The sequence below is a fragment of the Pseudogulbenkiania sp. NH8B genome (assembly GCF_000283535.1).
Classification (GTDB): Bacteria; Pseudomonadota; Gammaproteobacteria; order Burkholderiales; family Chromobacteriaceae; genus Pseudogulbenkiania; species Pseudogulbenkiania ferrooxidans.
Genome location: NC_016002.1, coordinates 618,397 through 645,065 on the forward strand (window position 1 = coordinate 618,397; position 26,669 = coordinate 645,065).

The 26,669-nt window shown below is 63.5% G+C and carries 25 protein-coding genes and 1 riboswitch; of the genes, 22 read left to right on the forward strand and 3 right to left on the reverse strand.

The window, feature by feature from the left end:
- The first annotated feature begins 5 nt into the window (after positions 1-5).
- Genes NH8B_RS02985 through NH8B_RS03045 form a run of 13 tightly spaced genes read left to right on the forward strand, consistent with a single transcriptional unit; the run spans position 6 to position 13,946 of the window.
- Positions 6-599: an NADH-quinone oxidoreductase subunit C gene (locus tag NH8B_RS02985; protein ID WP_008953450.1), complete on the forward strand. Its 594-nt coding sequence runs from the start codon at positions 6-8 to the stop codon at positions 597-599.
- Positions 592-1,845 (forward strand): NADH-quinone oxidoreductase subunit D, encoded by a 1,254-nt coding sequence (locus NH8B_RS02990; protein ID WP_008953449.1) that lies wholly within the window; start codon positions 592-594, stop codon positions 1,843-1,845. Before NH8B_RS02985 ends, NH8B_RS02990 begins: the two co-directional genes overlap by 8 nt.
- Complete coding sequence (gene nuoE / locus NH8B_RS02995) at positions 1,845-2,345, forward strand: NADH-quinone oxidoreductase subunit NuoE (protein WP_008953448.1); 501 nt, start codon at positions 1,845-1,847, stop codon at positions 2,343-2,345. Before NH8B_RS02990 ends, nuoE begins: the two co-directional genes overlap by 1 nt.
- Positions 2,345-3,640, forward strand: coding sequence for an NADH-quinone oxidoreductase subunit NuoF (gene nuoF / locus NH8B_RS03000; protein ID WP_014085964.1), 1,296 nt, complete (start codon positions 2,345-2,347; stop codon positions 3,638-3,640). The genes nuoE and nuoF overlap by 1 nt, the downstream gene beginning before the upstream one ends.
- Positions 3,641-3,643: 3 nt before the next feature.
- Entirely contained in the window at positions 3,644-6,001 is a 2,358-nt protein-coding gene (nuoG, locus tag NH8B_RS03005; protein ID WP_014085965.1) for an NADH-quinone oxidoreductase subunit NuoG, read from the forward strand.
- A complete protein-coding gene (nuoH, locus tag NH8B_RS03010; protein WP_008953445.1) occupies positions 6,002-7,051 on the forward strand; it encodes an NADH-quinone oxidoreductase subunit NuoH in 1,050 nt (349 codons plus the stop codon).
- Between the two features lie 28 nt (positions 7,052-7,079).
- Entirely contained in the window at positions 7,080-7,559 is a 480-nt protein-coding gene (nuoI, locus tag NH8B_RS03015; protein ID WP_198019650.1) for an NADH-quinone oxidoreductase subunit NuoI, read from the forward strand.
- A 9-nt stretch (positions 7,560-7,568) separates the two neighbouring features.
- A complete protein-coding gene (locus tag NH8B_RS03020; RefSeq protein WP_008953443.1) occupies positions 7,569-8,213 on the forward strand; it encodes an NADH-quinone oxidoreductase subunit J in 645 nt (214 codons plus the stop codon).
- Between the two features lie 26 nt (positions 8,214-8,239).
- Positions 8,240-8,545 carry an NADH-quinone oxidoreductase subunit NuoK gene (nuoK, locus tag NH8B_RS03025; RefSeq protein WP_008953442.1) on the forward strand — a complete coding sequence of 102 codons (306 nt, stop codon included), beginning with the start codon at positions 8,240-8,242 and terminating at the stop codon, positions 8,543-8,545.
- Between the two features lie 34 nt (positions 8,546-8,579).
- Entirely contained in the window at positions 8,580-10,631 is a 2,052-nt protein-coding gene (gene nuoL, locus NH8B_RS03030; RefSeq protein ID WP_014085966.1) for an NADH-quinone oxidoreductase subunit L, read from the forward strand.
- 42 nt (positions 10,632-10,673) lie between these two features.
- Positions 10,674-12,167 carry an NADH-quinone oxidoreductase subunit M gene (locus NH8B_RS03035; protein WP_014085967.1) on the forward strand — a complete coding sequence of 498 codons (1,494 nt, stop codon included), beginning with the start codon at positions 10,674-10,676 and terminating at the stop codon, positions 12,165-12,167.
- A gap of 18 nt (positions 12,168-12,185) precedes the next feature.
- Positions 12,186-13,640: an NADH-quinone oxidoreductase subunit NuoN gene (gene nuoN, locus NH8B_RS03040; protein WP_014085968.1), complete on the forward strand. Its 1,455-nt coding sequence runs from the start codon at positions 12,186-12,188 to the stop codon at positions 13,638-13,640.
- A 9-nt stretch (positions 13,641-13,649) separates the two neighbouring features.
- Positions 13,650-13,946 carry a DUF2818 family protein gene (locus NH8B_RS03045; RefSeq protein WP_014085969.1) on the forward strand — a complete coding sequence of 99 codons (297 nt, stop codon included), beginning with the start codon at positions 13,650-13,652 and terminating at the stop codon, positions 13,944-13,946.
- Positions 13,947-14,323: 377 nt separating this feature from the next.
- On the opposite strand, the gene NH8B_RS03050 is transcribed toward NH8B_RS03045, so the two are convergent.
- Together NH8B_RS03050 and NH8B_RS03055 are read right to left on the reverse strand one after the other, a co-directional pair.
- On the reverse strand, positions 14,324-15,190 hold the full coding sequence (locus tag NH8B_RS03050; protein WP_014085970.1) for a lipid A biosynthesis lauroyl acyltransferase: 867 nt from the start codon (positions 15,188-15,190) through the stop codon (positions 14,324-14,326).
- 9 nt (positions 15,191-15,199) lie between these two features.
- Positions 15,200-16,087 carry a lysophospholipid acyltransferase family protein gene (locus NH8B_RS03055; protein WP_008953436.1) on the reverse strand — a complete coding sequence of 296 codons (888 nt, stop codon included), beginning with the start codon at positions 16,085-16,087 and terminating at the stop codon, positions 15,200-15,202.
- A gap of 79 nt (positions 16,088-16,166) precedes the next feature.
- Here NH8B_RS03055 and metK point away from each other — a divergent pair, with 79 nt between their 5' ends.
- From metK to NH8B_RS03075, 4 genes are all read left to right on the forward strand, one after another.
- The gene (metK, locus tag NH8B_RS03060; RefSeq protein ID WP_014085971.1) at positions 16,167-17,336 is read left to right on the forward strand and encodes a methionine adenosyltransferase; all 1,170 of its coding nucleotides are present in this window, start codon (positions 16,167-16,169) and stop codon (positions 17,334-17,336) included.
- Between the two features lie 177 nt (positions 17,337-17,513).
- Positions 17,514-17,584, forward strand: a riboswitch (S-adenosyl-L-homocysteine riboswitch).
- A gap of 64 nt (positions 17,585-17,648) precedes the next feature.
- Positions 17,649-19,061, forward strand: a complete 1,413-nt coding sequence (gene ahcY, locus NH8B_RS03065) for an adenosylhomocysteinase (RefSeq protein WP_014085972.1) — start codon at positions 17,649-17,651, stop codon at positions 19,059-19,061.
- A gap of 246 nt (positions 19,062-19,307) precedes the next feature.
- Entirely contained in the window at positions 19,308-20,144 is an 837-nt protein-coding gene (gene metF / locus NH8B_RS03070; protein ID WP_008953433.1) for a methylenetetrahydrofolate reductase [NAD(P)H], read from the forward strand.
- A gap of 112 nt (positions 20,145-20,256) precedes the next feature.
- Complete coding sequence (locus NH8B_RS03075) at positions 20,257-20,712, forward strand: TIGR00645 family protein (protein ID WP_255345181.1); 456 nt, start codon at positions 20,257-20,259, stop codon at positions 20,710-20,712.
- Between the two features lie 155 nt (positions 20,713-20,867).
- Here the strand turns inward: NH8B_RS03075 and NH8B_RS03080 are convergent, their stop codons facing one another.
- Positions 20,868-21,347 (reverse strand): Lrp/AsnC family transcriptional regulator, encoded by a 480-nt coding sequence (locus NH8B_RS03080; protein ID WP_008953431.1) that lies wholly within the window; start codon positions 21,345-21,347, stop codon positions 20,868-20,870.
- A gap of 171 nt (positions 21,348-21,518) precedes the next feature.
- Here NH8B_RS03080 and NH8B_RS03085 point away from each other — a divergent pair, with 171 nt between their 5' ends.
- From NH8B_RS03085 to maiA, 5 genes are all read left to right on the forward strand, one after another.
- Entirely contained in the window at positions 21,519-22,304 is a 786-nt protein-coding gene (locus NH8B_RS03085; protein WP_014085974.1) for a phenylalanine 4-monooxygenase, read from the forward strand.
- Between the two features lie 77 nt (positions 22,305-22,381).
- Positions 22,382-23,464 carry a 4-hydroxyphenylpyruvate dioxygenase gene (gene hppD / locus NH8B_RS03090; protein WP_008953429.1) on the forward strand — a complete coding sequence of 361 codons (1,083 nt, stop codon included), beginning with the start codon at positions 22,382-22,384 and terminating at the stop codon, positions 23,462-23,464.
- 237 nt (positions 23,465-23,701) lie between these two features.
- Positions 23,702-24,832 carry a homogentisate 1,2-dioxygenase gene (locus NH8B_RS03095; RefSeq protein WP_014085975.1) on the forward strand — a complete coding sequence of 377 codons (1,131 nt, stop codon included), beginning with the start codon at positions 23,702-23,704 and terminating at the stop codon, positions 24,830-24,832.
- A gap of 196 nt (positions 24,833-25,028) precedes the next feature.
- On the forward strand, positions 25,029-26,012 hold the full coding sequence (locus NH8B_RS03100) for a fumarylacetoacetate hydrolase family protein (protein ID WP_014085976.1): 984 nt from the start codon (positions 25,029-25,031) through the stop codon (positions 26,010-26,012).
- Positions 26,005-26,655, forward strand: coding sequence for a maleylacetoacetate isomerase (gene maiA, locus NH8B_RS03105; protein ID WP_014085977.1), 651 nt, complete (start codon positions 26,005-26,007; stop codon positions 26,653-26,655). The genes NH8B_RS03100 and maiA overlap by 8 nt, the downstream gene beginning before the upstream one ends.
- Positions 26,656-26,669 lie beyond the last annotated feature (14 nt).

Sequence of the window (26,669 nt, forward strand, 5' to 3'; positions counted from 1 at the left end):
AACCCATGGCCTCCAAAATGGAAGCGCTCAAGTCGGTTGTCGAGCAGGTGCTGGGCGACAGGCTTGTCCAGAGCACGCTGGCGCTCGATGAGCTGACCATCGTCTGCAAGGCAGAAAACATCGTCGAAGTAGCCTCCCTGCTGCGTGATCACGCCGAGTTGTCGTTCGAGCAACTGATCGATCTGTGCGGCGTTGATTACAGCAGTTACAAGGACCAGCCCTGGGATGGTCCGCGCTTTGCCGTCGTTTCTCATCTTCTGTCCCTCAAGCACAACTGGCGCATCCGCCTTAAGACTTTCGCACCGGAAGACGATTTCCCCGTGGTGAATTCCGTCGTCGGCGTGTGGAATTCCGCCAACTGGTTCGAGCGCGAAGCGTTCGACCTCTTTGGCATCGTATTCGACGGCCATCCGGACCTGCGCCGCCTGCTGACCGACTACGGCTTTGTCGGCCACCCGTTCCGCAAGGACTTCCCGCTGTCCGGCTACGTCGAAATGCGCTATGACCCGACGCAACAACGGGTGATCTACCAGCCGGTCACCATCGAACCGCGGGAAATCACCCCGCGCATCATTCGCGAGGAGACCTACGGTGGCTGAGATTCGCAACTACACGCTCAACTTCGGTCCGCAACACCCGGCGGCACACGGTGTGCTGCGCCTGGTGCTGGAGCTGGATGGTGAAGTGATCCAGCGCGCCGACCCGCACGTCGGTCTGTTGCATCGCGGCACCGAGAAGTTGGCCGAAAGCAAGACCTTCATCCAGTCGCTGCCGTACATGGACCGCCTCGACTACGTCTCCATGATGAGCAACGAGCATGCCTACTGCCTGGCGATCGAGAAGCTGCTGGGGGTAGAAGTTCCCGAGCGGGCGCAGTACATCCGCGTCATGTTCGCCGAGATCACCCGTATCCTGAACCACCTGCTGTGGATCGGGGCCCACGCCATCGACATCGGTGCGATGACCGTGTTCCTCTACGCGTTCCGTGAGCGCGAGGACCTGATGGACTGCTACGAGGCCGTTTCCGGTGCGCGCATGCACGCGGCGTACTTCCGTCCGGGTGGCGTCTACCGCGACCTGCCGGATTCGATGCCGCAGTACACCGTTTCCAAGATCAAGAACGCACGTGAACTGGCCAAACTCAACGAAGGCCGCCAGGGCAGCATGCTCGACTTCATCGACGCCTTCACCCAGCGTTTCCCGACCTACGTGGACGAGTACGAGACCCTGTTGACCGACAACCGCATCTGGAAGCAGCGTACCGTCGGCATCGGCGTCGTATCGCCGGAGCGCGCGCGGAACCTGGGCTTCTCCGGGCCGATGCTGCGCGGTTCGGGTATCGAGTGGGACCTGCGCAAGAAGCAGCCCTACGACGTCTACGACCGTATGGATTTCGACATCCCGGTTGGCGTCAATGGCGACTGCTACGATCGCTATCTGGTGCGCATCGAGGAAATGCGCCAGTCCAACCGCATCGTCAAGCAATGCGTGGATTGGCTCAAGAAAAATCCGGGGCCGGTCATCACCGACAACTTCAAGGTTGCTCCGCCTTCGCGCGAAGGCATGAAGAGCAACATGGAAGAGCTGATCCACCACTTCAAGCTGTTCACCGAAGGCATGCATGTGCCGGAAGGCGAAGCCTACGCCGCGGTGGAACACCCCAAGGGTGAATTCGGCATCTACCTGGTGTCGGATGGCGCCAACAAACCGTACCGTCTCAAAATCCGCGCGCCGGGTTACGCCCATCTGGCGGCCCTGGACGAAATGTCGCGCGGCCACATGATCGCCGACGTGGTGGCGATCATCGGTACACAGGATATCGTGTTTGGGGAGATTGACCGCTGATGCTGTCCGCACAATCGCTTGCCTTGATCGACCGCGAGGTCGCCAAATATCCGGCCGACCAGAAACGCTCCGCCGTCATGGGCGCTCTGCGCATCGCGCTGGAAGAGCGGCGTTCCACCGGTGAAACCCCGGAAGCCCGCTGCCTGAATCAAGAGGTGATCGAGTTCGTCGCCAACTACCTGGAAATTCCCCCGGTAGCTGCCTACGAAGTCGCCACCTTCTACAACATGTATGACATGAAGCCGGTGGGCAAATACAAGATCACCGTCTGTACCAACCTGCCCTGTGCCCTGTCCGGCGGCGTCAACGCGGCCGAGTACATCTCGGGCAAGCTGGGCATCGCCATCGGCGAAACCAGTACCGACGGCATGTACACCCTGCTGGAAGGGGAGTGCATGGGGGCCTGTGGCGACGCGCCGGTGCTGCTGGTGAACAACCACAGCATGTGCAGCTTCATGACGCCCGAAGCTATCGATAAAAAACTGGCGGAGTTGAAATAATGGCAGTCTTCGTCAATGGTGTGATTTTCGACGGGGTGGACACGGCCGCCGCCGATGCCTGGCGCCTCGATGCCTACGTGGCACGTGGCGGCTACCAGGCGCTGCGCAAGATTCTCGACAGCAAGCTGCCGCAGGAAGACGTGATCGCCGAGGTGAAGAACTCCGGCCTGCGCGGTCGTGGCGGTGCCGGCTTCCCGACCGGCCTGAAGTGGAGCTTCATGCCGCGTTCGTTCCCGGGCGACAAATACGTCGTGTGCAATACCGACGAGGGCGAACCGGGCACCTTCAAGGACCGCGACATCCTGCGCTTCAACCCGCACGCGCTGATCGAAGGCATGATCATCGCCGGTTACGCGATGGGCACCAAGGCCGGCTACAACTACATCCACGGTGAGGTTTTCGCCGAGTACCAGCGTTTCGAAGAAGCGCTGGAAGAGGCCCGCAAGGCCGGCTTTCTCGGCCAGAACATCCTCGGCACCGACTTCAGCTTCGAGCTGTACGCCCACCACGGCTACGGTGCCTACATCTGCGGCGAGGAAACCGCGTTGCTGGAGTCGCTGGAAGGCAAGAAAGGCCAGCCGCGCTTCAAGCCGCCGTTCCCGGCCAGCTTCGGCCTCTACGGCAAGCCGACCACCATCAACAATACCGAGTCGTTCGCCTCGGTGCCGTTCATCATCCGCGACGGCGCGCAGAAGTTCCTCGAAGCGGGCAAGCCGAACAACGGCGGCACCAAGCTGTTCTCGGTCTCCGGTCACGTCAATCGTCCGGGCAACTACGAGATTCCGCTGGGCACCCCGTTCTCGACGCTGCTGGAAATGGCCGGCGGCATGAGGGACGGCAAGAAGCTCAAGGCGGTGATCCCGGGCGGTTCGTCCGCGCCGATTCTGCCGGCCGAGATCATGATGAGCTGCACCATGGATTACGACAGCATCAGCAAGGCCGGCTCCATGCTGGGCTCCGGTGCCGTGATCGTGATGAACGAAGATGTGTGCATGATCAAGGCGCTGGAGCGTCTGGCCTACTTCTATCACGAAGAGTCCTGCGGTCAGTGCACGCCGTGCCGTGAAGGCACTGGCTGGCTCTATCGCGTGATCCATCGCATCGCCAACGGCGAAGGCCGTCCGGGCGATCTGGAGCTTCTGGATTCCGTTGGCAACAACATGGCGGGCCGCACCATCTGCGCCCTGGCCGATGCCGCGGTGTTCCCGGTTCGTAGTTTCACCAAGCATTTCCGTCACGAGTTCGAATACGCGATCGAACACGGAAAGACCTTGGTGGACCACAAATGGTGTTGAGCGATGCTAGAAATTGAAATCGACGGTAAGAAACTGACGGTCCCGCAGGGTAGCACCGTCATGGATGCGGCCCACTCGATGGGCACGTACATCCCTCACTTTTGTTACCACAAGAAACTCTCCATCGCGGCCAACTGCCGCATGTGCCTGGTCGAGGTAGAGAAGGCTCCCAAGCCGCTGCCGGCCTGTGCCACCCCGGTGACGGACGGCATGAAGGTGCACACTCACTCCGACATGGCCAAGAAGGCCCAGGCCGGGGTGATGGAGTTCCTGCTGATCAACCACCCGCTGGATTGCCCGATCTGCGACCAGGGCGGCGAATGCCAGCTGCAGGATCTCGCCGTGGGCTATGGCAATTCCGCTTCGCGCTACCAGGAAGAGAAGCGCGTGGTGGTGGGCAAGGACATGGGGCCGCTGGTTTCCGCCGAGGAAATGAGCCGCTGCATCCATTGCACCCGCTGCGTGCGCTTCACCGAAGAAATCGGTGGCTTCCAGGAAATCGGCATGGCCAACCGCAGTGAGTTCTCGGAAATCCTGCCGTTCCTCGGCAAGACCGTGGATTCGGAAATCTCCGGCAACGTCATCGACCTGTGCCCGGTCGGCGCGCTGACCTCGAAACCGTTCCGTTACAGCACCCGCGCCTGGGAACTGTCGCGCCGCAAGTCGGTGAGCCCGCATGATGGCCTCGGCGCCAACCTGATCGTCCAGGTCAAGGGCAACCAGGTGATGCGCGTGCTGCCGCTCGAGAACGAAGACGTCAACGAGTGCTGGATCGCCGACCGTGACCGCTTCTCCTACGAAGGCCTGAACAGCGCCGAGCGTCTGCAAAAGCCGATGATCAAGCACGACGGCAAGTGGCACGAAGCCGACTGGCAGACCGCACTGGAATACGTGGTCAAGGGTCTGAACGGCGTGTCGCGCGATCATGGCAAGGACGCCATCGGCGTGCTGGCCAGCCCGCACAGCACCACCGAAGAACTGTTCATGGTGCAAAAACTGGCGCGCAGCTTCGGCGTGAACAACGTCGACTACCGTCTGCGCCGCTCCGATTTCCGCGCCGACGCCGCCCAGCAGGGTGCGCTGTGGCTGGGCTCCAGCATCGTCGAGCTGGCTTCGGCCAAGTCTGTGCTGGTGGTGGGCAGTACCCAGCGTCAGGAACAGCCGCTCCTGGCCTCGCGTTTGCGTCAGGCGGTGAAGAAGGGCAGCGAGCTCAACGTCATCCACGTTGCCGACGACGCACTGCTGACCAAGCTCAACGCCAAGCTGATCGTGTCGCCGCAGGCGCTGGTGAACGCGCTGGCCCAGGTGCTGAAAGCCGTGGTGGCGATCAAGTCGGGCGAGAGCGCGATCGATCTGGCCGCGGTGACCGTGTCGGCCGACGCGCAGCGTATCGCCGATAGCCTGTGTGGCGCCGAGACCGCTTCGGTGGTGCTGGGCAACGTGGCGCAGCATCATCCGGCGTTCTCCGAACTGTTGTCGCTGGCCCAGGAAATCGCTCGTCTGAGTGGCGCCCGCTTCGGCGTGCCGGCGGAGGCCGCCAACAGCGTCGGCGCGGAACTGGTCGGTGCCGTGCCGACGCGCGGTGTCTTCAGTGCCGCCGTATCGGCGGGTCTCAACGCCCAGCAGATGATTGCCGAGCCGCGCAAGGCCTACGTGCTGCTGAACACCGAAGTCGAATTCGACAGCTACAACCCGCAAGCCGCCGTCGCCGCGATGAAGTCGGCCGAGACCGTGATCGCGCTGACCGCGTTCAAGGCCGAGGGCCTGCTCGACTACGCCGACGTGCTGCTGCCGATCGCGCCGTTCTCCGAGACCGCCGGTTCCTTCGTCAACATGGAAGGCCGCCTGCAGACCTTCAACGGCGTGGTGCGCCCGCTGGGTGAAGCGCGCCCGGCATGGAAGGTGCTGCGCGTGCTAGGCAACATGCTCGGCCTGTCCGGCTTCGAGTACACCAGTGTCGAAGAAGTCCGCGCCGAATGGCAGGGCAAGGGCGATATCGCACCGAGCCTGAACAACGTGCTGGCCTCCGTTTCGGCCAACGTGCAGCCCGCCGCCTCCGCGCTAGTGCGCGTCGGCGAAGTGCCGCTGTACCAGGCCGATACTATCTGCCGCCGCGCCTCGTCGCTGCAGGCAACGCGTGCCGCCGCCGTGCCTGTGGCGCATGCAGCGCAGAGCGTGCTGGACGCCGCTGGCGTGCAGTCCGGCGCCGTCGTGGTGCTGAAGCAGGGCGAGGGCCAGGTGCGCGTGGCGATTGAAGCCGACGCCACGCTGCCGGCCGGCGTCGTACGCCTGGCTACCGCGCATCCGACCACCATCGCACTGGGCGGCATGTTTGACCCGATCGAGATCAAGCAGGGGTAAATGATGGAGTTCTTGCAAGGCATTCTTGGCAATGAGGCGGGGCTCACCGTGTGGACCCTGCTCAAGATCGTCGCCATCGTGGCGCCGATGATGGGTGCGGTGGCCTACCTCACGTTGGCCGAACGCAAGGTGATCGGTTACATGCAGGTGCGTATCGGCCCGAACCGGGTCGGCTACTTCGGTCTGCTGCAACCGCTGGCCGACGGCATCAAGCTGCTGCTGAAGGAGATCATTCTCCCGACCCAGTCCAGCAAGGGCCTGTTCCTGCTGGCGCCGGTGCTGTCGATCGGTCCGGCGCTGGCAGCCTGGGCGGTGGTGCCGTTCACCGACAAGCTGGTGCTGGCGAATACCAACGCCTCGCTGCTGTACATCATGGCCATCACCTCGATGGGCGTGTACGGCGTGATCATCGCCGGCTGGGCCGCCAACTCGAAGTATTCGTTCCTGGGCGCGCTGCGTTCGGCGGCACAGATCGTGTCGTACGAAATCGCCATGGGCTTCGCCCTGGTGGGCGTGCTGATGGTGAGCGGCAGCCTGAACCTGGTCGACATCGTCAACCAGCAGGGGCATGGCGTGGCCGGTGGCTCGGCGCTGTCGTGGAACTGGCTGCCGCTGTTCCCGCTGTTCATCGTCTACCTGATCTCCGGTGTCGCCGAGACCAACCGTGCCCCGTTCGACGTGGCCGAGGGTGAGTCCGAGATCGTGGCTGGTTTCCACGTGGAATATTCCGGCATGGCCTTTGCCGTGTTCTTCCTCGCCGAATACGCCAACATGATTCTGGTCGCGGCGATGACCTCGCTGATGTTCCTGGGGGGCTGGCTGTCGCCGTTCCCGGCATCGTGGGGTGTGCTCGGAGCCTCCGGCTTCATCTGGATGGCGCTGAAGATCTCGCTGGTTCTGTTCTGCTTCCTGTGGTTCCGCGCGACCTTCCCGCGTTACCGCTACGACCAGATCATGCGTCTGGGCTGGAAGGTGTTCATTCCGGTCACGCTGGTTTGGGTATTTGTCGTCGGCGTGTGGATGATGAGCCCGTTGACGCTCTGGAACTGATACGGGTTAGGTGAAGAGCATGGATACGATTCGCAATTTTTTCAAAACGTTCTTGCTGGTGGAGTTGGTGCAGGGTCTGATGTTGACCGGCCGTCACTTCTTCGCACGCAAGATTACCGTGCAGTTCCCGGAAGAGAAGACGCCGCTGTCGCCTCGCTTCCGTGGTCTGCACGCCCAGCGCCGCTACGCCAACGGTGAAGAGCGCTGCATCGCCTGCAAACTGTGCGAGGCGGTTTGCCCGGCGATGGCGATCACCATCGAGTCGGAGCAGCGCGACGACGGCACCCGCCGTACCTCGCGCTACGACATCGATCTGACCAAGTGCATCTTCTGCGGCTTCTGCGAAGAGGCCTGTCCGGTGGATGCCATCGTGGAAACCCACATTTTCGAGTATCACGGCGAAAAGCGTGGCGACCTCTACTACACCAAGCCCATGCTGCTGGCCATCGGTGACAAGTACGAGTCCGAGATTGCCGCCCGCAAGGCGGCTGATGCCAAGTATCGCTAAGGGGGTGTGATGAGTTTTCCTACCGTCGTTTTTTATGTGCTGTCGGCGATCCTGATCTTCGCCGGGCTCCGCGTCATTACGGCCAAGAACCCGGTGCACGCCGCGCTGTATCTGGTGCTGGCGTTCTTTACCAGCGCCGGCCACTGGCTGCTGCTGGAGTCGGAGTTCCTCGCCATTTCGCTGGTGCTGGTCTATGTCGGCGCGGTGATGGTGCTGTTCCTGTTCGTGGTGATGATGCTCGACATCAACTTCGAGAAGCTGCGCGAAGGCTTCTGGAAGAATGCGCCTCTGGCCGGCACGGTCGGTCTGATCATGGTCGGCGAGATGGTGCTGATCCTGATGAGCCCGGAAGCCAGCCTCGGCAGCTACAAGGGTGCTGCGCCGCTGGCGGCTGACGCCAGCAACATCCGCGAACTGGGCCGCCTGATCTATACCACCTACCTGTGGCCGTTCGAACTGGCCGCCGTGGTGCTGCTGGTCGGCATGGTGGCTGCGATCGCGCTGACCATGCGCAAGCGCAAGGACACCAAGTTCGTGAATCCGGGCGATCAAGTCGTGGTTCGTCGCGACGACCGTGTGCGCCTGGTGAAGATGGCTGCCGTAAAACGTTCGGAACCGGTTGCTGAAGCCGAGTCCGCTGATCAACAGGCCTGACGGCCGAACAACATAAGGGAGGAAACGTGCTGACGCTGACTCACTTCCTGGTGCTGGCCGCAATCCTGTTTGCTATCAGTGTGCTGGGCATCTTTCTGAACAGGAAGAACGTGATCGTTCTCCTGATGGCTATCGAGCTGATGCTGCTCGCGGTGAACTTCAACTTCATCGCGTTCTCGCATTACCTGTCGGATACGGCAGGGCAGATTTTCGTCTTCTTCATCCTGACCGTGGCGGCCGCTGAGTCTGCCATCGGTCTGGCGATCCTGGTGGTGCTGTTCCGCAATCTGCAGACCATCAACGTCGAAGACTTGGGCAGCCTCAAGGGCTAAGACAAACCGGATACCAAACTACAAAGCACAAAGCATGGATATGAAAAGCTTATACCTGCTGATTGCACTCGCGCCGCTGGCCGGGTCTCTCATAGCGGGCTTGTTTGGATGGGCCATTGGACGTCGTGCCTCACACGTCGTGACCATTCTGGGGGTGGCCGTTTCGGCGGTCCTGTCGCTCAAGGTGCTGTCCGGCTTCATCTCCGGTCAGACGGAAGTCTTCAACGGCTCGGTGTACACCTGGCTGACCGTCGGTGGCCACGAGTATGCGGTCGGTTTCCTGGTGGATAAGCTGACCGCCATGATGATGGTGGTGGTGAGCTGTGTATCGCTGATGGTGCATGTCTACACCATCGGCTACATGCAGGAAGACCCGGGCTACCAGCGCTTCTTCAGCTATATCTCGCTGTTCACCTTCTCGATGCTGATGCTGGTGATGAGCAACAACTTCATCCAGTTGTTCTTCGGCTGGGAAGCGGTGGGCCTGGTGTCCTACCTGCTGATCGGCTTCTGGTTCAAGCGACCGACGGCGACCTTCGCCAACCTGAAGGCCTTCCTGGTCAACCGCGTGGGTGACTTCGGCTTCCTGCTGGGCATCGGCCTGGTGCTGGCACACTTTGGCGGCTCGCTGAATTACAGCGACGTGTTCGCCGCCGCGCCGGCGCTGGCCAACAAGACCATCCAGATCTTCCCAGGTGTCGAGTGGTCGCTGATGACCGTGACCTGCATCCTGCTGTTCGTCGGCGCGATGGGTAAATCGGCCCAGTTCCCGCTGCACGTGTGGCTGCCCGATTCGATGGAAGGCCCGACCCCGATCTCGGCGCTGATTCACGCCGCCACCATGGTGACCGCTGGTCTGTTCATGGTGTCGCGCATGAGCCCGCTGTTCGAGATGTCGGATACCGCGCTGAACTTCGTGATGATCTCCGGCACCATTACCGCGCTGTTCATGGGCTTTCTGGGCATCGTGCAGAACGACATCAAGAAAGTGGTGGCGTACTCCACGCTGTCTCAGCTGGGCTACATGACCGTGGCGCTGGGGGCTTCCGCCTACTCGGCCGCGATGTTCCACGTCATGACCCACGCCTTCTTCAAGGCCCTGCTGTTCCTCGGCGCCGGTTCGGTGATCATGGGCATGCACCATGACCAGGACATGCGCAACATGGGCGGCCTGCGCAAGTACATGCCGATCACCTGGATCACCTCGCTGATCGGCTCGCTGGCGCTGATCGGCACGCCGTTCTTCTCGGGCTTCTACTCGAAGGACTCGATCATCGAAGCCGTGGCCGCCTCGCATCTGCCGTTCGCCGGCGTGGCCTACTGGGCGCTGATCATCGGTGTGTTCGTGACCGCGTTCTACTCCTTCCGCATGTACTTCCTGGTGTTCCACGGCAAGGAGCGCTGGATGGAGAACCACGGCGCGCACCACGGCCACGACGACGATCATGACGACGAGGAGCCGTCGACCGATCATCACCACGGCCTGGGCCCGAACGACAAGCCGCACGAGAGCCCGTGGGTGGTGACGCTGCCGCTGCTGGCGCTGGCGATCCCGTCGGTGCTGATCGGCTTCTTCGCCATCGAACCGCTGCTGTTCGGCGACTTCTTCAAGGGCGCGATCACCATCGATGCGCTGAAGCACCCGGGCATGCACGAGTTGGCCGAAGAATTCCACGGTCCGGTGGCGATGGCGGTCCACGCGCTGAGCACCCTGCCGTTCTGGCTGGCGCTGTCCGGCGTGGTGGTGGCCTGGTTCTTCTACCTGAAGGCGCCGCAGATTCCGGCGGCCATCAAGCAGCAGTTCAGCGCCGTGCACAAGGTGCTGGAAAACAAGTACTACCTGGACGATCTGTACTTCAACCTGTTTGCCAAAGGTTCGCGCGCGCTGGGCACCCTGTTCTGGAAAGTGGGTGACATGCTGCTGATCGACGGCCTGATGGTGAACGGGACGGCCAAGCTGGTCGGCGTCTTCTCCCGCCTGACCCGCAAGCTGCAGACCGGCTTCATCTACAGCTACGCCACCACGATGATCATCGGCGTGCTGGGGCTGATGACCCTGTGGTTCGCCGGGATCATCCTGCGCTGATGGTCGATACACTGGAATTGAATAACAACTTAGGTTTTGACTATGTTCACTAATCTGTTAAGTCTGGTGATCTGGACACCGATCGTGGCCGGGTTGCTGGTGCTGGCAACGGGAGGGGACCAGCGTGCACCGCTGGCCCGTTGGCTGGCCCTGGCCGGGTCGCTGGCCGGCTTCCTGGTGTCGCTGCCGCTGTATACCGGCTTCAACGACCTCAACGGCGGCATGCAGTTTGAAGAAATGCGGCCGTGGATCCAGGCGCTCAACATCAACTACCACCTGGGCGTGGATGGCATCTCGATGCTGTTCATCGTGCTCAACAGCTTCACCACGCTGATGGTGGTGCTGGCGGGCTGGGAAGTGATCGAGAAGCGCGTGGCGCAGTACATGGCCGCGTTCCTGATCATGTCTGGCCTGATCAACGGCTCGTTCGCCTCCCTCGATGCCATGCTGTTCTACGTGTTCTTCGAGGCGATGCTGATCCCGATGTACCTGATCATCGGTGTCTGGGGTGGTCCGCGCCGCGTGTACGCGTCGGTGAAGTTCTTCCTGTACACCCTGTTGGGTTCGCTGCTGATGCTGGTGGCCTTCATCTACATGTACTTCCACGCCGGCAAGACCTTCGAGATCCTGGCCTTCCACGACATGAAGATCGCCCTGAGCGTGCAGATGCTGCTGTTCGTCGCCTTCTTCCTGTCGTTCGCGGTGAAGGTGCCGATGTGGCCGGTGCACACCTGGTTGCCGGACGCCCACGTTGAAGCGCCGACCGGCGGCTCGATGGTGCTGGCGGCGATCACGCTGAAGCTCGGTGCCTACGGCTTCCTGCGGTTTGCCCTGCCGATCCTGCCGGACGCTTCGCGCGAACTGGCCTGGGTGATGGTGGCGCTGTCGCTGGTGGCAGTGGTGTACATCGGCCTGGTGGCGCTGGTGCAGTCCGACATGAAGAAGCTGGTGGCGTACTCGTCGATTTCGCACATGGGCTTCGTGACTCTGGGCATGTTCATGTTCCTCGGCACCAACATGAACCAGTGGGCCGTCGAAGGCGCACTGGTGCAGATGGTGTCGCACGGTTTCGTGTCGGCCGCGATGTTCTTCTGCATCGGCGTGATGTACGACCGTCTGCACAGCCGCAACATCGCCGACTACGGCGGCGTGGCCAACAAGATGCCGATCTTCGCTGCCTTTATGATGCTGTTCGGCATGGCCAACTCCGGTCTGCCTGCCACCTCCGGCTTCGTCGGCGAGTTCATGGTGATCCTGGGTGCGGTGCAGGTGAACTTCTGGTACGCGGCGCTGGCCGCCACCACGCTGATCTTCGGCGCGGCCTACACGCTGTGGATGTACAAGCGGGTGATCTTCGGTGACATCGGCAACAGCCACGTCGCTGAGATGAAGGATGTGAACAAGCGCGAGTTCCTGGTGCTGGCCATCCTGGCTATCACGGTACTGGGCATGGGTCTCTACCCGCAGGCTTTCGTCTCCAAGATGCACCTGTCGGTGAACGACCTGATCGCGCATGTAGCGCAAAGCAAGCTGTAAGGCCACAAGGAAACCACAATGAATTGGGCTGATTTGAATCTGGTACCGGTGATGCCCGAGATCTTCCTGATCTCGGCACTGTCGGTCATCCTGTTGCTCGATCTGTTTATTTCGGATGCCAAGCGCGGCATTACCTACGGCCTCAGTCTGCTGACCTTGGCCGGTACGGCCGCGCTGCAGGTGTATACGTTCGAGCCGTACGCGCAGTACACCTTGTCCAACATGTTCGTGGCCGATCCGCTGGCCTCGCTGGTGAAACTGGCGATGTACGGCGCGACCGCGATGATCCTGGTGTATTCGCGCCAGTACGCCGCCGACCGCGACATGTTCAAGGGTGAGTTCTTCACCCTGGCGCTGTTCGCGCTGTTCGGCATGAACGTGATGGTCTCCGCCAGCCACTTCCTGTCGCTGTACATGGGCTTGGAACTGCTGTCGCTGTCGCTGTACGCGCTGATCGCGCTGCAGCGTGACTCGGTGCCGGCGACCGAAGCGGCCATGAAGTACTTCGTGCTGGGCGCGCTGGCTTCCGGTCTGCTGCTGTATGGCATGTCGATGGTGTACGGCGCGACCGGCACGCTGGAAATCGCCGCCATCGCCAAGGCCATCCACGGCGGTTCGGCCAACCAGCTGCTGCTGGTGTTCGGCCTGGTGTTCCTGGTGGCGGGTCTGGCGTTCAAGCTGGGCGCGGTACCGTTCCATATGTGGATTCCGGACGTCTATCAGGGCTCGCCGACCGCGATCACGCTGATGATCGGCGCGGCGCCGAAGCTGGCGGCCTTCGTGTTCATCTTCCGCATCCTGGTGCAGGGTCTGGATGGGTTGACCGGCGACTGGCAGAGCATGCTGGCGATCATGGCCGTGCTGTCGATGGCGATCGGCAACATCACCGCCATCGCGCAGACCAATCTCAAGCGCATGCTGGCCTATTCGACCATCTCGCACATGGGTTTCCTGCTGCTGGGCCTCCTGGCCGGCAACGAACAGGGCTATTCTTCGGCGCTGTTCTACGCTGTCACCTATGTGCTGACCACACTGGCTTCCTTCGGCGTGATCATGGCGCTGTCGCGCGCCGGCTTCGAGTGCGACAAACTGGAAGACCTGAAGGGGCTGAACAGCCGCAACAGCTGGTACGCCGCCCTGATGCTGCTGACAATGTTCTCGCTGGCCGGTATTCCGCCGCTGGTGGGCTTCTACGCCAAGTTCGCGGTGATCAAGGCCATCGTCGATATCGGTCTGGTCAAGCTCGCGGTGTTCGCCGTGGCGATGTCGCTGATCGGCGCCTTCTATTACCTGCGCGTGGTTAAGCACATGTACTTCGACGAGGTACAGGATACGAGCCCGATCGTGGTGCGTGGCGACATGCAGCTGGTGCTGTCGCTCAACGCCCTGGCCCTGCTGGTGCTGGGCGTGCTCCCGGAGCGCCTGATCGAAATCTGCGTCGAGGCGATGAAGCAGTCGCTGACCGTCCTGTAAGGAGTCATCGTGGAGAGCAGCGTCGCCACCGTATTGCTGGTTGCCGTGCTGGCAGCCAATCTGCCCTTTTTCATGCCGCACATTGCCGGCGTGATCAAGGTCGAGTCCAAGCATGCCGGCTGGCGGCTACTTGAGCTGGTGGTGCTGTTCTTCCTGGTCGGCCTGCTGGCCCGTTTCCTGGAAGGCCGCCAGATGCCGGTGCACAGCCAGAACTGGCAGTTCTACGCCACCACGGCGGCCTTGTTCCTGGTGTTCGCCTTCCCGGGCTTTGTCTACCGTTACTTCTGGAAGAAGCGCCGCAGCTGAGCCGTTCCGCCTCCGAGAAAAACCCGACTGTACGCAGTCGGGTTTTTTCTTTTCCGGGCCGAGCTGGGGTGAGAGGGCGATTGGCTTCTGCTCTCTGGCTACGACTCCACTGGCCGTCCTGCCGGGCAGGAAGGGCCGGGTGGCGATGGAGTAACAGCTGTTTCGGCGTTGGCGGCGTCGTGCGGGGCCGGGGTGACTGCTGCGCGCGGTCAACGCGGATTCGCCGGGGGCGGCGGCAATGAGCGTGGCCATAGGCCCGCAATCCGCCGTCGTGGTCGAGACGGAATACCGCTCGGGGATCATCGAGTGCTACGGAGTGCCGAGGCCGTAAAAAAGCCGACCCATGGGGTCGGCTTGGTGCGTGATGGACGCGCGGCTCAATAGAAGCGTGACTGCCCGGCCGGGCGGGTCTTGAAGCGCTTGTGCAGCCAGAAATATTGGTCGGGTGTTTCGCGGATGCGTTCCTCGAGGAAGGCGTTCATGCGCCGGGTGTCGGCTTCGACGTCGTCGGTCGGGTAGTTTTCCCACGGCGGGTAGTATTCGAGCTCGAAGCGGTTGCCGACGCGGCGCGCGATGACCGGGACCACGTGTGCCTTGGCGAGCTTGGCGATGCGCGACAGGCCGGGGATGGTGGCGGCGTCGGTGTCGAAGAATTTCACAAAGAGCGAGTCGCGCGGGCCGAAATCCTGGTCGGGCAGGTAGAGGAAGGGCGCGTGGTCCTGGCGCATCGCCTTGATGATCGAACGCAGGCTTTCCTGGCGCGACACGATGTAGCAGTTGTCGTAGCGCTGGCGGCCCTTGTAGATCTGGGCATCGAGTTCGCGGTTTTTCTGGTGCGAGTAGACGCTGACTAGCGGGATGTCCTGGTTCATGCGGTAGGCACCCATCTCGAAGGCGACGAAGTGCGGGTAGAACAGGATGACGTCCTCGCCTTTGGCGCGCAGGTCGGTGACGTAGTGCAGGTTCTTCACGGTGACCAGCTTGCGGATGCGTTCGGCCGAACTCCACCAGCACACGCCGTACTCCAGTGCCAGCCGAATCATGTGCTGGAAGTTGCGGCGGATCAGGCGCTTGCGCTCGGCCAGCGACATGTCGGGAAAGCACAGGCGCAGGTTGATCAGGCCGACGCGGCGCCGTTCGCGCGCCAAGGCGTAGGCGAGACTGCCGAGCAGCCAGGCGAGCGCGCCGATGAGCCACATCGGCAGCAGACGGAGCAGCCACAGCAGGGCAAAAACGATCTTCATTGTTGCTTGTTATCCTTGTTGCGGGGCGGGCGGGGTGACGCCGGCGGGGCATTTGTAACGGTTGTAACTCCACAGGTACTGGGCGGGGTAGCGGCGGATCAGGTTTTCGACGGCGCGGTTGAGCGTGGCGGCATCCTGCTCCTTGTCGCCGCTGAAGGCTTCCGGCAGCGGCTCGATGTGCACCGCAAAACCGGCTCCCTTGGGCAGGCGCTCGCCGGTGAACAGCAGCACTTCGACGCCGGAGACCTGCGCCAGGCGCGGCACCAGCGTCATGGTGTAGGCAGGTTGGCCGAAGAACGGCGCCCAGACCCCCTCACCGTTGCCCGGCACCTGGTCGGGCAGGATGATGGTGGCTTCACCGGCTTTCAGCGCCTTCATCAGCACGCGCACGCCGGCGCCGGTGGCGGGTGCCGTCTTGCCCTTGCCGCGCGAGCGCCCGGCCTGCATCACCGGCTCCAGCCAGGCGAGCTTGGGCGGGCGGTACATGGCGGTGAGCGGGAACGGCAGGCGCGAGCTGATGTAGCGCCCGGCGATGTCGTAGCTGCCCAGGTGCGGAGTGACGAACACGATGCCGTGGCCGGCGGCGAGCGCGGCCTCGACGTGTTCCCAACCGTTGCAGTGGCGTACCATGGCGGCGATGTCGTCCGGCTCGCGGCACCAGGCGATGGCCAGTTCCAGCGTGCCCTTGCCGGTTTCGGCTGCGGATTGTTTGACTAAGTCTTGGAAAACCTGATAACTTTTGCCGATTTGACTTGACCTAAGATTTTCCTCCAGTCTCGCCGCGAAGCGGGGGGACAGATGATAGGTAAGCCGTCCCAGGCAGGCCCCCAGCCCTTGCAGCCACGACAGTGGCAGCCGCGCGAGGAGGGATAGCAGAAAATGGACCAACGTTGCCATGACGGGTTCAGAATGAAAAGTGGAATCGGCCTATTTTATCATCCTTCAGTTTTAGGCTTTCTCCGGGAATGAAAAATCAATGAGCGAATACCTGTTTACTTCTGAATCGGTGTCCGAAGGACATCCGGACAAAGTAGCCGACCAGATCTCCGACGCCATCCTCGACGCCATCCTGCGCGAAGACAAGCATGCACGCGTTGCGGCCGAAACGCTGGTGAACACCGGCCTGGTGGTGCTGGCGGGCGAGATCACCACGGCCGCCAACGTCGACTACATCAAGATCGCGCGCGAGACCGTCAAGCGCATCGGCTACGACAACGCCGACATGGGCTTCGACTACCGCGGCTGCGCCGTGCTGGTCGGCTACGACAAGCAGTCGCCCGATATCGCACAGGGCGTCAACGAAGGCCAGGGCCTCGACCTCGACCAGGGTGCCGGCGACCAGGGCCTGATGTTCGGCTACGCCTGCGACGAAACCCCGACGCTGATGCCGTTCCCGATTTACTACGCGCACCGCCTGGTGCAGCGCCAGGCCGAACTGCGCAAGGACGGCCGCCTGCCGTGGCTGCGTCCGGACGCCAAGAGTCAGATCACCTGCGTCTACGATGCCGAGACCGGCCTGCCCAAGCGCATCGATACCGTGGTGCTGTCGACCCAGCACGCGCCGGACATCGACCACAAGGCGCTGACCGAGGCGGTGATCGAGGATATCGTCAAGCCGGTGCTGCCGCCGGAGATGCTGACCGCCGAGACCCGCTTCCTGATCAACCCGACCGGCCGCTTCGTCATCGGCGGCCCGCAGGGCGACTGCGGCCTGACCGGCCGCAAGATCATCGTCGATACTTACGGCGGTGCCGCGCCGCACGGCGGTGGCGCGTTCTCCGGCAAGGACCCGTCCAAGGTCGACCGTTCGGCCGCCTACGCCGGCCGCTACGTGGCGAAGAACATCGTCGCCGCCGGGCTGGCACGCCAGTGCCAGATCCAGGTGAGCTACGCCATCGGCGTGGCGCAACCGACCTCGATCTCGGTCGACACCTTCGGCACCAACAAGGTGCCGAACGAGCTGATCGTCGAGCTGGTCAAGCGCCACTTCGACCTGCGCCCGAAGGGCATCATCCAGCAGCTCGACCTGCTGCGCCCGATCTACGGCAAGACCGCCGCCTACGGCCACTTCGGCCGCGAGGAGCCGGAATTCACCTGGGAGCGCACCGACAAGGCTGCGGCGCTGCGCGCCGACGCCGGGCTGTAATCCGGAGCGGATGTTCCGATGCCGAAAGCGGGCCGCGTGCCCGCTTTTTTCATGCGTGGAGGAGGGGGAACTGGCGGCCTGCCTGCTCGGCTAGCCCCGTTGCCGGGTGTGGTGTCGCCGCCGCAGTGCCGGCGCCTCCCTGTTCGGCCGGGGTGTTTTACGGGTAGAATGGCGGGCTAAACCGAGGAGCGCTGCGAGAGGCTGTTCCCTCCCAGGCTCGGTTTCCGCATCAACGGCGCTCACCCTCATAACCCCGTGCCGGACGGGTTTGCGGGTGAGCCGCATCCCACCGGCCACATCGTGGAGTTCTTGATGAACGCTGTGGCTGATACCTTTACCGATTTCTACGTTGCCGATATGGCCCAGGCCGCCTGGGGCCGCAAGGAACTGGCGATTGCCGAGACCGAAATGCCGGGCCTGATGGCGCTGCGCGCCGAATACGGCGACAGCAAGCCGCTCAAGGGCGCGCGCATCGCCGGTTCGCTGCACATGACGATCCAGACCGGCGTGCTGATCGAGACCCTGGTGGCCCTGGGTGCCGACGTGCGCTGGGCTTCCTGCAACATCTTCTCGACCCAGGACCACGCCGCCGCTGCCATCGCTGCCGCCAATATCCCGGTGTTCGCCTTCAAGGGCGAGTCGCTCGACGAGTACTGGGAGTTCTCGCACAAGATCTTCGAATGGCCGGAAAACGAACCGGCCAACATGATCCTCGACGACGGCGGTGACGCCACGCTGCTGTTGATGCTGGGCGCGCGCGCCGAAAGCGACCGCTCGCTGATCGCCAAGCCGACCAACGAGGAAGAAGTCGCGCTGTACGCCGCCATCGCCCGTTATCTGGAACAGGATGCCAACTGGTACTCCAAGCGCCTCAAGCACATCAAGGGCGTGACCGAGGAGACCACCACCGGCGTGCATCGCCTGTACCAGCTGCAGAAGGAAGGCCGCCTGCCGTTCCCGGCGTTCAACGTCAACGACTCGGTGACCAAGTCCAAGTTCGACAACCTGTACGGCTGCCGCGAGTCGCTGGTGGACGGCATCAAGCGCGCCACCGACGTGATGATCGCCGGCAAGATCGCCGTGGTGCTGGGCTACGGCGATGTGGGCAAGGGCTGCGCGCAGAGCTTGCGCGGCCTCGGCGCCACCGTGTGGGTGACCGAGATCGACCCGATCTGCGCGCTGCAGGCGGCGATGGAAGGCTACCGCGTGGTGACCATGGACGACGTGTGCAACCAGGGTGACATCTTCGTCACCACCACCGGTAACGTCGGCGTGATCACCCACGATCATCTGGTGAAGATGCGCAACAACGCCATCGTCTGCAACATCGGCCACTTCGACAGCGAGATCGAAGTCGCCAGCTTGCGCCAGTACCAGTGGGAGAACATCAAGCCGCAGGTCGACCACATCATCTTCCCGGATGGCCGCCGCATCATCCTGCTGGCCGAAGGCCGCCTGGTGAACCTGGGGTGCGCCACCGGCCACCCGAGCTTCGTGATGTCGAACAGCTTCACCAACCAGGTGTTGGCGCAGATGGAAATCTTCCAGCACGGCGAGAAGTACGGCAAAGAGGTCTACGTGCTGCCGAAGCACCTGGACGAGAAGGTGGCGCGCCTGCATCTGGAGCGCATCGGCGTCAAGCTGACCGAGCTGACCCAGCAGCAGGCCGACTACATCAGCGTGCCGAAGGAAGGCCCGTACAAGCCGGCGCACTATCGCTATTGATGTCGGGACGATGAAGGGCGGGCAGGGCAGCCCGCCTTTCTCGTCTAGTGCCGTGAGTCTATTGCCGCAGCCGCTGCCCGAGCCCGGGCTGGTGACGTCCGCCACCCGCCGTGGCCGGCACCGAACGAGCCTTACTTGGGCTGGGCCGCCGAGTGAAATAGACTTGCCATGGCAGCAAACGAAACTATCCGGGAATAACGACCGCTTCGGCCAACCTTGGCACGGGGCGGCGACAGAGATCAGATCATGAGCACCAAGCCGCGTACCTTCAGTTTCGAGTTTTTCCCGCCCAAGACGGCGGAAAGCATCGCCAAGCTGCGTACCACGCGTCAGCAGCTGGCGCAGTTCAAGCCCGAGTTCTTCTCCGTCACCTTCGGCGCCGGCGGCACCACGCGCGAGGGCACGCTGGGGACGGTGCTGGAGATCCGCAACGAGGGCTACGCCGCCGCACCGCATCTGTCGTGCATCGGCTCCACCCGCGACAACATCCGCGCCATTCTCAACGAGTACCGCAGCCACGGCATCCGCCACATCGTGGCGCTGCGCGGCGACCTGCCGTCCGGCATGGGCGAGGCCGGCGAGTTCCGCTACGCCAACGAGCTGGTGGCGTTCATCCGCGCCGAGCATGGCGATCATTTTCACATCGAAGTCGCCGCCTACCCGGAGTTTCACCCGCAGGCGCGCTCCGCCGAGGATGACCTCAACAACTTCGTGCGCAAGGTGCAGGCCGGCGCCAATTCGGCGATGACGCAGTATTTCTTCAACGCCGACGCCTACTTCCGCTTCGTCGACGAGGTGCAGGCGCGCGGCGTGGACATCCCAATCGTGCCGGGCATCATGCCGATCGCCAACTTCGGCCAGCTGTGCCGCTTCTCCGACATGTGCGGCGCCGAAGTGCCGCGCTGGTTGCGCCTGCGCATGCAGGCCTACTACGACGACACCGCCTCGATCCGTGCCCTCGGCCTCGACGTGGTGACCGAGCTGTGCGACCGCCTGCTGACGGGCGGCGCCCCTGGCCTGCACTTCTACACCCTGAACCAGGCCGGCATCGTCTCGACCATCTGGCAACGCCTGGGGCTGTGAGGGGGCGACGATCAACGAGACCTCGACCCTGGTGGACGCCCGGCACGCCAGCGAGGCGCGCAAATCGCGCCTCGGGCAGGTGATCTTCTGGAGCCGCTGGCTGTAGCTGCCGATCTACCTCGGCCTGATCGTGGTGCAGGGGGTGTACGCCTGGAAGTTCCTGTCCACGCTGTGGGAGCTGCTGCACAATCTGCCGGTGTTGACCGAAGCCGAGATCATGCTGTCGGTGCTGGCGTTGATCGACGTGGTGATGGTCGCGAACCTGCTGCTGATGGTGACGGTGGGCGGCTACGAGACCTTCGTGTCGCGGCTGCGCATCGACAACCATCCGGATCAGCCGGAGTGGCTGGATCACGTCAACGCCTCGGTGCTGAAGGTGAAGCTGTCGATGGCCATCATCAGCATTTCGTCGATCCATCTGCTGCAGACCTTCATCAACGCCAGCCAGCTGCCGGAACACACCATCAAGTGGCAGTTGCTGTTGCATCTGGCCTTCCTGGTGTCGGCGGCGGCGATCGCCTACACCGACAAGCTGCTGTACTCCACCGTGCACAGCAACAAGCACTGAACGCCTCACAAGCAAACGGCCCCGCGGGGCCGTTTTTTCATCCCGGAGCAGGGGCGGGGAATCGCTCTCCACGCGCTGGCGTCCGTCTGCCGACGTCAGACGCCACCGCCGGCCTGGCTGCGGCAGCCGGACGGCGAGCCCGCGACGCGCCCTGCTCAGCCGCCTTTCAGGTGGTCGAGCGGCAGGGCGGCGGTGCGCTTGAATTCCTTCAGCACGAAGCTCGACTTGACGTCCTGGATGCCCGGCTGCTGCAGCAGCTGGTCCATCACGAAGCGCGAGAAGTGCTCCATGTCCTCGAAGTAGACCTGCAGCAGGTAGTCCATCTCGCCGGTCATGGCGTAACAGTTGATGACCTCCGGCCAGCGCTGCACGGCATCGATGAACAAGTCCAGGTTGCCGCGCTTCTCCAGCATCACGCGCACGAAGGCCTGCAGGCCCAGCCCGATGCGTGCCGGGTCGAGCAGCGCCACGTACTGGCGGATCACCCCGGACTCCTCCAGCTGTTTGAGGCGGCGCAGGCACGGCGAGGGGGAGAGCGCGATGCGTTCGGCCAACTCGACGTTGCTCAGGCGGCCGTTGAGCTGGAGTTCCGCCAGGATGCGCAAATCTGTCTTGTCTAGAGTCATGTCTGGCATTTTGTTCTCGTATCTTCGCTTAATAGTAAAATTTTATTTTAGTTATTAGTATTTTTTGGGTTTCTTTGCAAGGAAATTGCGAAGCAAATTGCCTAAAATGAGCTTGGAAGCATGTTGCATTTTAACAGTGGCGTCAGACCGCTGCAGTGCGTTTACCGAGGAGAGCATGCCATGTACACCGCCGATGCGGCGCTTGAGCGCGCGGACATGAAGTTGTCCGCCTTGCCGTCCGAGCTGGACATTCACCGGGCCGTGGTGCCGGATTACACCGACATCGAGAACCATACCTGGGCCACGCTGCTGGCCAACCAGTGGGCGGTGCTGCCGGGGCGGGCCTGCAACGAGTTCCTGGCCGGGCTCGCGCTGATCGACTTCCCCAAAGAGCATATCCCGCGCCTGGCCGATATCAGCGACCGTATCGAGGCGGCCACCGGCTGGCGCCTGACCCGGGTCGACGGCATCGTCCCCGACAAGGAATTTTTCGAGCTCCTAGCGCAGCGCATCTTCCCGTCCACCGACTTCATCCGCAAGCCCGAGGAGATCGGCTATACCCCGGCGCCGGACATGTTCCACGACCTGCTGGGTCACGCGCCGCTGCTCTCCAATCCACGCTTCGCCTCGTTCTTTGAGCGCTTCGGCCGCGCCGGCGTCAAGGCCTTCGAGAGCGAGCACCCGGGCCGCGTCTGGCTGCCGCGCATCTACTGGTACACGGTGGAGTTCGGCCTGATCCGCAATCCGGAAGGCCTGCGCATCTACGGTGCCGGCATCCTGTCCTCGCCCAACGAGGTGCTCTACAGCCTGTCGGAGCAGACGCGCAAGATCGATTTCGACATCGGCCTGGTCGCCGAGACGCCGTACGACATCTGGCACATGCAGGACCAGCTGTTCGTGATCGACAGTTTCGATCAGCTGGAACACGAATTCGCGCGCTGGACCGAACAAAACGGTCTGGCCTGAGCGCGACTGATTGCCCCACACCCACCCGGATGGCCCCAGTAGAGGGCCCCTGAAGTAAAACAGAGGAGAAACCCGCAATGAAGATGGAAAGCCTGACCGGCAACCCGCTTGCCACCGACGGCTTCGAGTTCGTCGAGTTCACCGCGCCGCAGGAAGAGGAGCTGGAGCACCTGCGCCAGCTGTTCCTGTCGCTGGGCTTCACCGAGATCGCCCGCCACCGCAGCAAGAACGTGCGGCTGTTCCGCCAGGGCGACATCAACTTCATTCTGAACGGCGAGCGCACCCAGCCCGCCAGCGAGTTCGGCAAGGTGCACGGGCCGTCGGCCTGCGCCATGGCCTGGCGCGTGAAGGATGCCGCCCGCGCCTACGACTATGCGCTGGCGCACGGCGGCGACCCGTACGAGCGCCCGATCGGCTGCATGGAACTGAACATCCCGGCGATCGAGGGCATCGGCGGCTCGGCCCTGTACTTCGTCGACCGCTACGGCGCCGAGCACAACATCTACGACGTCGATTTCGTGCCGCTGCCGGGCGTCGACCAGCACCCGGTCGGCGTGGGACTGAAGGAGATCGACCACCTCACCCACAACGTGATGCGCGGTAACATGGACAAGTGGGCCGGCTTTTACGAAGGCATCGGCAACTTCAAGGAAATCCGCTACTTCGACATCGAGGGCAAGCTGACCGGGCTGGTGTCGCGTGCGATGACCAGCCCGTGCGGCAAGATCCGCATCCCGATCAACGAGTCGTCCGACGACAAGAGCCAGATCGAGGAATTCCTGCGCGCCTACCACGGCGAGGGCATCCAGCACATCGCGCTGTCCACCGACGACATCTACCACACGGTGGAAACGCTGAAGGCCGCCGGCACGCGTTTCCTTGATACCCCGGACAGCTACTACGACCGGACCGACGCGCGCGTGCCGGGCCACGGCGAAGACCTGGAGCGGCTGCGCAAGAACCGCATCCTGATCGACGGTGCGCCGGTGGACGGCGCCGGCATCCTGCTGCAGATCTTCACCGAGACGGTGATCGGCCCGATCTTCTTCGAGATCATCCAGCGCAAGGGCAACGAAGGCTTCGGCGAGGGCAACTTCAAGGCCTTGTTCGAGTCGATCGAGGAAGACCAGATCAAGCGCGGCGTGCTGAAGGCCGACTGAGAACGAGGGACTGAATCGGCTGTGCCCTGCGAGGCCGGCCCGATGAGGCTTGCCATACCACCGCTACGGCCCAGCCTTGCCACCCTTTTGGGGCGAACCGGCCGCGGGGCGCGGCAATGAGTGCAGGGAGTCCCTGTGGGACGATGCCTTGTCCCCGTTCCGCGCCGCCAAGCGTTGCCTTTCGGCCAACCTTGAAGGTTGGCCGAAGCCCGTGCCAGACCACACAGGAATTGCATCATGCGCAAATGGATCAGCTTTCCGCACCGCGAGGGCACCGTCTCGCGCCAGGCCCACGCCGACCTGCCGGCCGAGGGCATCTACGAACGCGAAGTCGGCCGCAGCGGCTTCTTCGGCCCGGCCACCCACCTGCACCACAAGCACCCGCCCACCGCCTGGAGCGCTTGGGAAGGGCCGTTGCGTCCGCGCGCCTTCGACCTGAACGAGCTGCCGCAGCAGGGCGGCATGCCGTTCGAGGCGGCGTCGGTGCTGAAGAACGCCCACTGCGACTTCCGTATCTGGAGCGTGGACCAGGCCATGCCGGCGCTGTTCCGCAACGGCGATGGCGATGACGTGCTGTTCATCCACGAGGGCTCGGGCGAGCTGTTCTGTGACTACGGCCACCTCAGCTACCGCGACGGCGATTACCTCCTGATTCCGCGCTCCACCAGCTGGCGCATCGAACCGGCCGCGCGCACCACCATGCTGCTGATCGAGGCCACCAACGGCGCCTACCAGCTGCCGGACAAGGGCCTGGTCGGGCCGCACGCCATCTTCGACGAAGCCATGCTCGACATGGCGCAGATCGACGATGCCTTCCGCGCCCAGCAGAGCGAGGACGAATGGCAGGTGGTGATCAAGCGCCGCGGCGCGCTCTCCACCGTGACCTACCCGTTCAACCCGCTCGACGCCATCGGCTGGCACGGCAACCTGGCGGTATGCCGCATCAACTGGCGCGACATCCGCCCGCTGATGTCGCACCGCTACCACCTGCCGCCGTCGGCGCACAGCACCTTCGTCGCCGAGCGCTTCGTGATCTGCACCTTCGTGCCGCGCCCGATCGAATCCGATCCCGGCGCGCTGAAGGTGCCGTTCTATCACAACAACGACGACTACGACGAAGTGATCTTCTACCACGCCGGGGACTTCTTCAGCCGCGACAACATCAAGCCCGGCATGCTGACCTTCCACCCCGCCGGCTTCACCCACGGCCCGCACCCGAAGGCGTTCGCCAAGGCGATGAGCGAGCCGAAGACATTCACCGACGAAGTGGCGGTGATGATCGACGCGCGCGACGCGCTGGAGCAGGGCGAGGGGATGGCCGGCGTGGAATGGAGCGGCTATGTCGACAGCTGGAAACCCAAGGCCTGAACACGTCGGGATGGCGCTGCCATCCACCCCGCCCGGTTTGAGCGGTACAGCGCCGCGCGCGGCGGTGCCGCATCATCTAGTCTGAAGAACCCGCGGCGTTTGCCTGTACCTGAACCGATGCCATGGCGGCGGCAACTGGAGCCCGCCGTCAGCCAGGTTGGCCGAACAACGAGCAAGACAAGACGAGAACCCACCGATGAAACTCGCCACCTATCAGAACCACACCCGCGACGGCCAGCTGATGGTCGTCAGCCACGACCTGTCCCGCGCCGTCACCGTGCCGCACATCGCCGACACCTTGCAAGCGGCGCTCGACGACTGGAACGTCGTCGAACCGCAACTGCAACAGGTCTACCAGGCGCTCAACCGCGGCGAGGCCGCCGGCATCGAAGCCTTCGACCCCACGCGCTGCCACAGCCCGCTGCCGCGCGCCTACCAGTGGGCCGACGGCAGCGCCTACCTCAACCACGTCGAGCTGGTGCGCAAGGCGCGCGGCGCCACCGTGCCGGACAGCTTCTACCTCGACCCGCTGATGTACCAGGGCGGCTCGGACAACTTCCTGCCGCCGTGCGCACCGATCCCGCTGCGCGACGAGGCGTGGGGGCTGGACTTCGAAGGCGAGGTGGCGGTGATCACCGGCGACGTGGCCCTCGGTGCCGGCGTCGAGGCCTGCGGCCGCGCCATCCGCCTGCTGATGCTGGTCAACGACGTCACGCTGCGCAACCTGATCCCGAGCGAGCTGGCCAAGGGCTTCGGCTTCTTCCAGAGCAAGCCGGCCACCGCCTTCTCGCCGGTGGCGGTGACCCCGGACGAGCTGGGCGAAGCCTGGCACGGCGGCAAGGTGCACCTGCCGCTGCTGGTCGACTACAACGGGCGGCGCTACGGCGAGCCCGATGCCGGGGTCGAGATGCAGTTCGGCTTTCCCGAGCTGGTGGCCCACGTCGCCAAGACCCGCGCCCTCTGCGCCGGGTCCATCGTCGGCTCCGGCACCGTCTCCAACCACGACCGCCGCGTCGGCAGCTGCTGCCTCGCCGAGCAGCGCATGATCGAGATCATCGACACTGGCGAGGCGCGCACCCCGTTCATGAAGGTGGGCGACACGGTGCGCATCGAGATGCACGACGCCAGCGGCGCCAGCGTGTTCGGCGCCATCGAACAGACGGTGGTGGCGCATGACTGAGCGCATCCTGTACGACTATTTCCGTTCCAGCGCCGCCTACCGGGTGCGCATCGCGCTCAACCTGAAGGAGCTGGACTACATCCAGGCGCCGGTCAGCCTGGTCAAGGGCGAGCAGCAGGGCGCCGCCTACCTGGCCCTCAACCCGCAGGGACTGGTGCCGGCGCTGTCCGACAACGGCGTGCTGCTGACGCAGTCCTTGGCGATCTGCGAATATCTCGACGAAGCCTACCCCGACACGCCGCGGCTACTGCCGCTGGAGCCGGTGGCGCGCGCCCACGCCCGCGCCATCGCCCAGTCCATCGCCTGCGATATCCATCCGCTCAACAACCTGCGGGTGCTGAATTACCTCAAGGGCGAACTCGGCGTCGGAGACGAGTCGCGCAATGAATGGTACCGGCACTGGATCACGCAAGGCTTTGCCGCGCTGGAACGTCTGCTGGCAGACACGGCCGGCAGCTATTGCGTCGGCGACAATGTCACGTTGGCCGACGTGTGCCTGGTGCCACAGCTGTTCAACGCACGGCGCTTCGCCGTCGATCTGGCGCCGTATCCACGGCTGGTCGCCGTGGGTGAGGCGCTGGAGCGGCTGCCGGCCTTCGCCGCCGCTCACCCGTCGCGTCAGCCCGACACGCCGCCGGCCTGAGCGCGGCAAAGCGC

Excerpts from the sequence above, each read along its gene's own strand:
- NH8B_RS02985 (WP_008953450.1), top strand. The coding sequence starts at position 6 with ATGGCCTCCAAAATGGAAGCGCTCAAGTCGGTTGTCGAGCAGGTGCTG.
- nuoE (WP_008953448.1), top strand. The coding sequence starts at position 1,845 with ATGCTGTCCGCACAATCGCTTGCCTTGATCGACCGCGAGGTCGCCAAA.
- nuoF (WP_014085964.1), top strand. The coding sequence starts at position 2,345 with ATGGCAGTCTTCGTCAATGGTGTGATTTTCGACGGGGTGGACACGGCC.
- nuoG (WP_014085965.1), top strand. The coding sequence starts at position 3,644 with ATGCTAGAAATTGAAATCGACGGTAAGAAACTGACGGTCCCGCAGGGT.
- nuoH (WP_008953445.1), top strand. The coding sequence starts at position 6,002 with ATGATGGAGTTCTTGCAAGGCATTCTTGGCAATGAGGCGGGGCTCACC.
- NH8B_RS03020 (WP_008953443.1), top strand. The coding sequence starts at position 7,569 with ATGAGTTTTCCTACCGTCGTTTTTTATGTGCTGTCGGCGATCCTGATC.
- nuoL (WP_014085966.1), top strand. The coding sequence starts at position 8,580 with ATGGATATGAAAAGCTTATACCTGCTGATTGCACTCGCGCCGCTGGCC.
- NH8B_RS03035 (WP_014085967.1), top strand. The coding sequence starts at position 10,674 with ATGTTCACTAATCTGTTAAGTCTGGTGATCTGGACACCGATCGTGGCC.
- nuoN (WP_014085968.1), top strand. The coding sequence starts at position 12,186 with ATGAATTGGGCTGATTTGAATCTGGTACCGGTGATGCCCGAGATCTTC.
- NH8B_RS03050 (WP_014085970.1), bottom strand. The coding sequence starts at position 15,190 with ATGAAGATCGTTTTTGCCCTGCTGTGGCTGCTCCGTCTGCTGCCGATG.
- NH8B_RS03055 (WP_008953436.1), bottom strand. The coding sequence starts at position 16,087 with ATGGCAACGTTGGTCCATTTTCTGCTATCCCTCCTCGCGCGGCTGCCA.
- metK (WP_014085971.1), top strand. The coding sequence starts at position 16,167 with ATGAGCGAATACCTGTTTACTTCTGAATCGGTGTCCGAAGGACATCCG.
- ahcY (WP_014085972.1), top strand. The coding sequence starts at position 17,649 with ATGAACGCTGTGGCTGATACCTTTACCGATTTCTACGTTGCCGATATG.
- metF (WP_008953433.1), top strand. The coding sequence starts at position 19,308 with ATGAGCACCAAGCCGCGTACCTTCAGTTTCGAGTTTTTCCCGCCCAAG.
- NH8B_RS03080 (WP_008953431.1), bottom strand. The coding sequence starts at position 21,347 with ATGCCAGACATGACTCTAGACAAGACAGATTTGCGCATCCTGGCGGAA.
- NH8B_RS03085 (WP_014085974.1), top strand. The coding sequence starts at position 21,519 with ATGTACACCGCCGATGCGGCGCTTGAGCGCGCGGACATGAAGTTGTCC.
- hppD (WP_008953429.1), top strand. The coding sequence starts at position 22,382 with ATGAAGATGGAAAGCCTGACCGGCAACCCGCTTGCCACCGACGGCTTC.
- NH8B_RS03095 (WP_014085975.1), top strand. The coding sequence starts at position 23,702 with ATGCGCAAATGGATCAGCTTTCCGCACCGCGAGGGCACCGTCTCGCGC.
- NH8B_RS03100 (WP_014085976.1), top strand. The coding sequence starts at position 25,029 with ATGAAACTCGCCACCTATCAGAACCACACCCGCGACGGCCAGCTGATG.
- maiA (WP_014085977.1), top strand. The coding sequence starts at position 26,005 with ATGACTGAGCGCATCCTGTACGACTATTTCCGTTCCAGCGCCGCCTAC.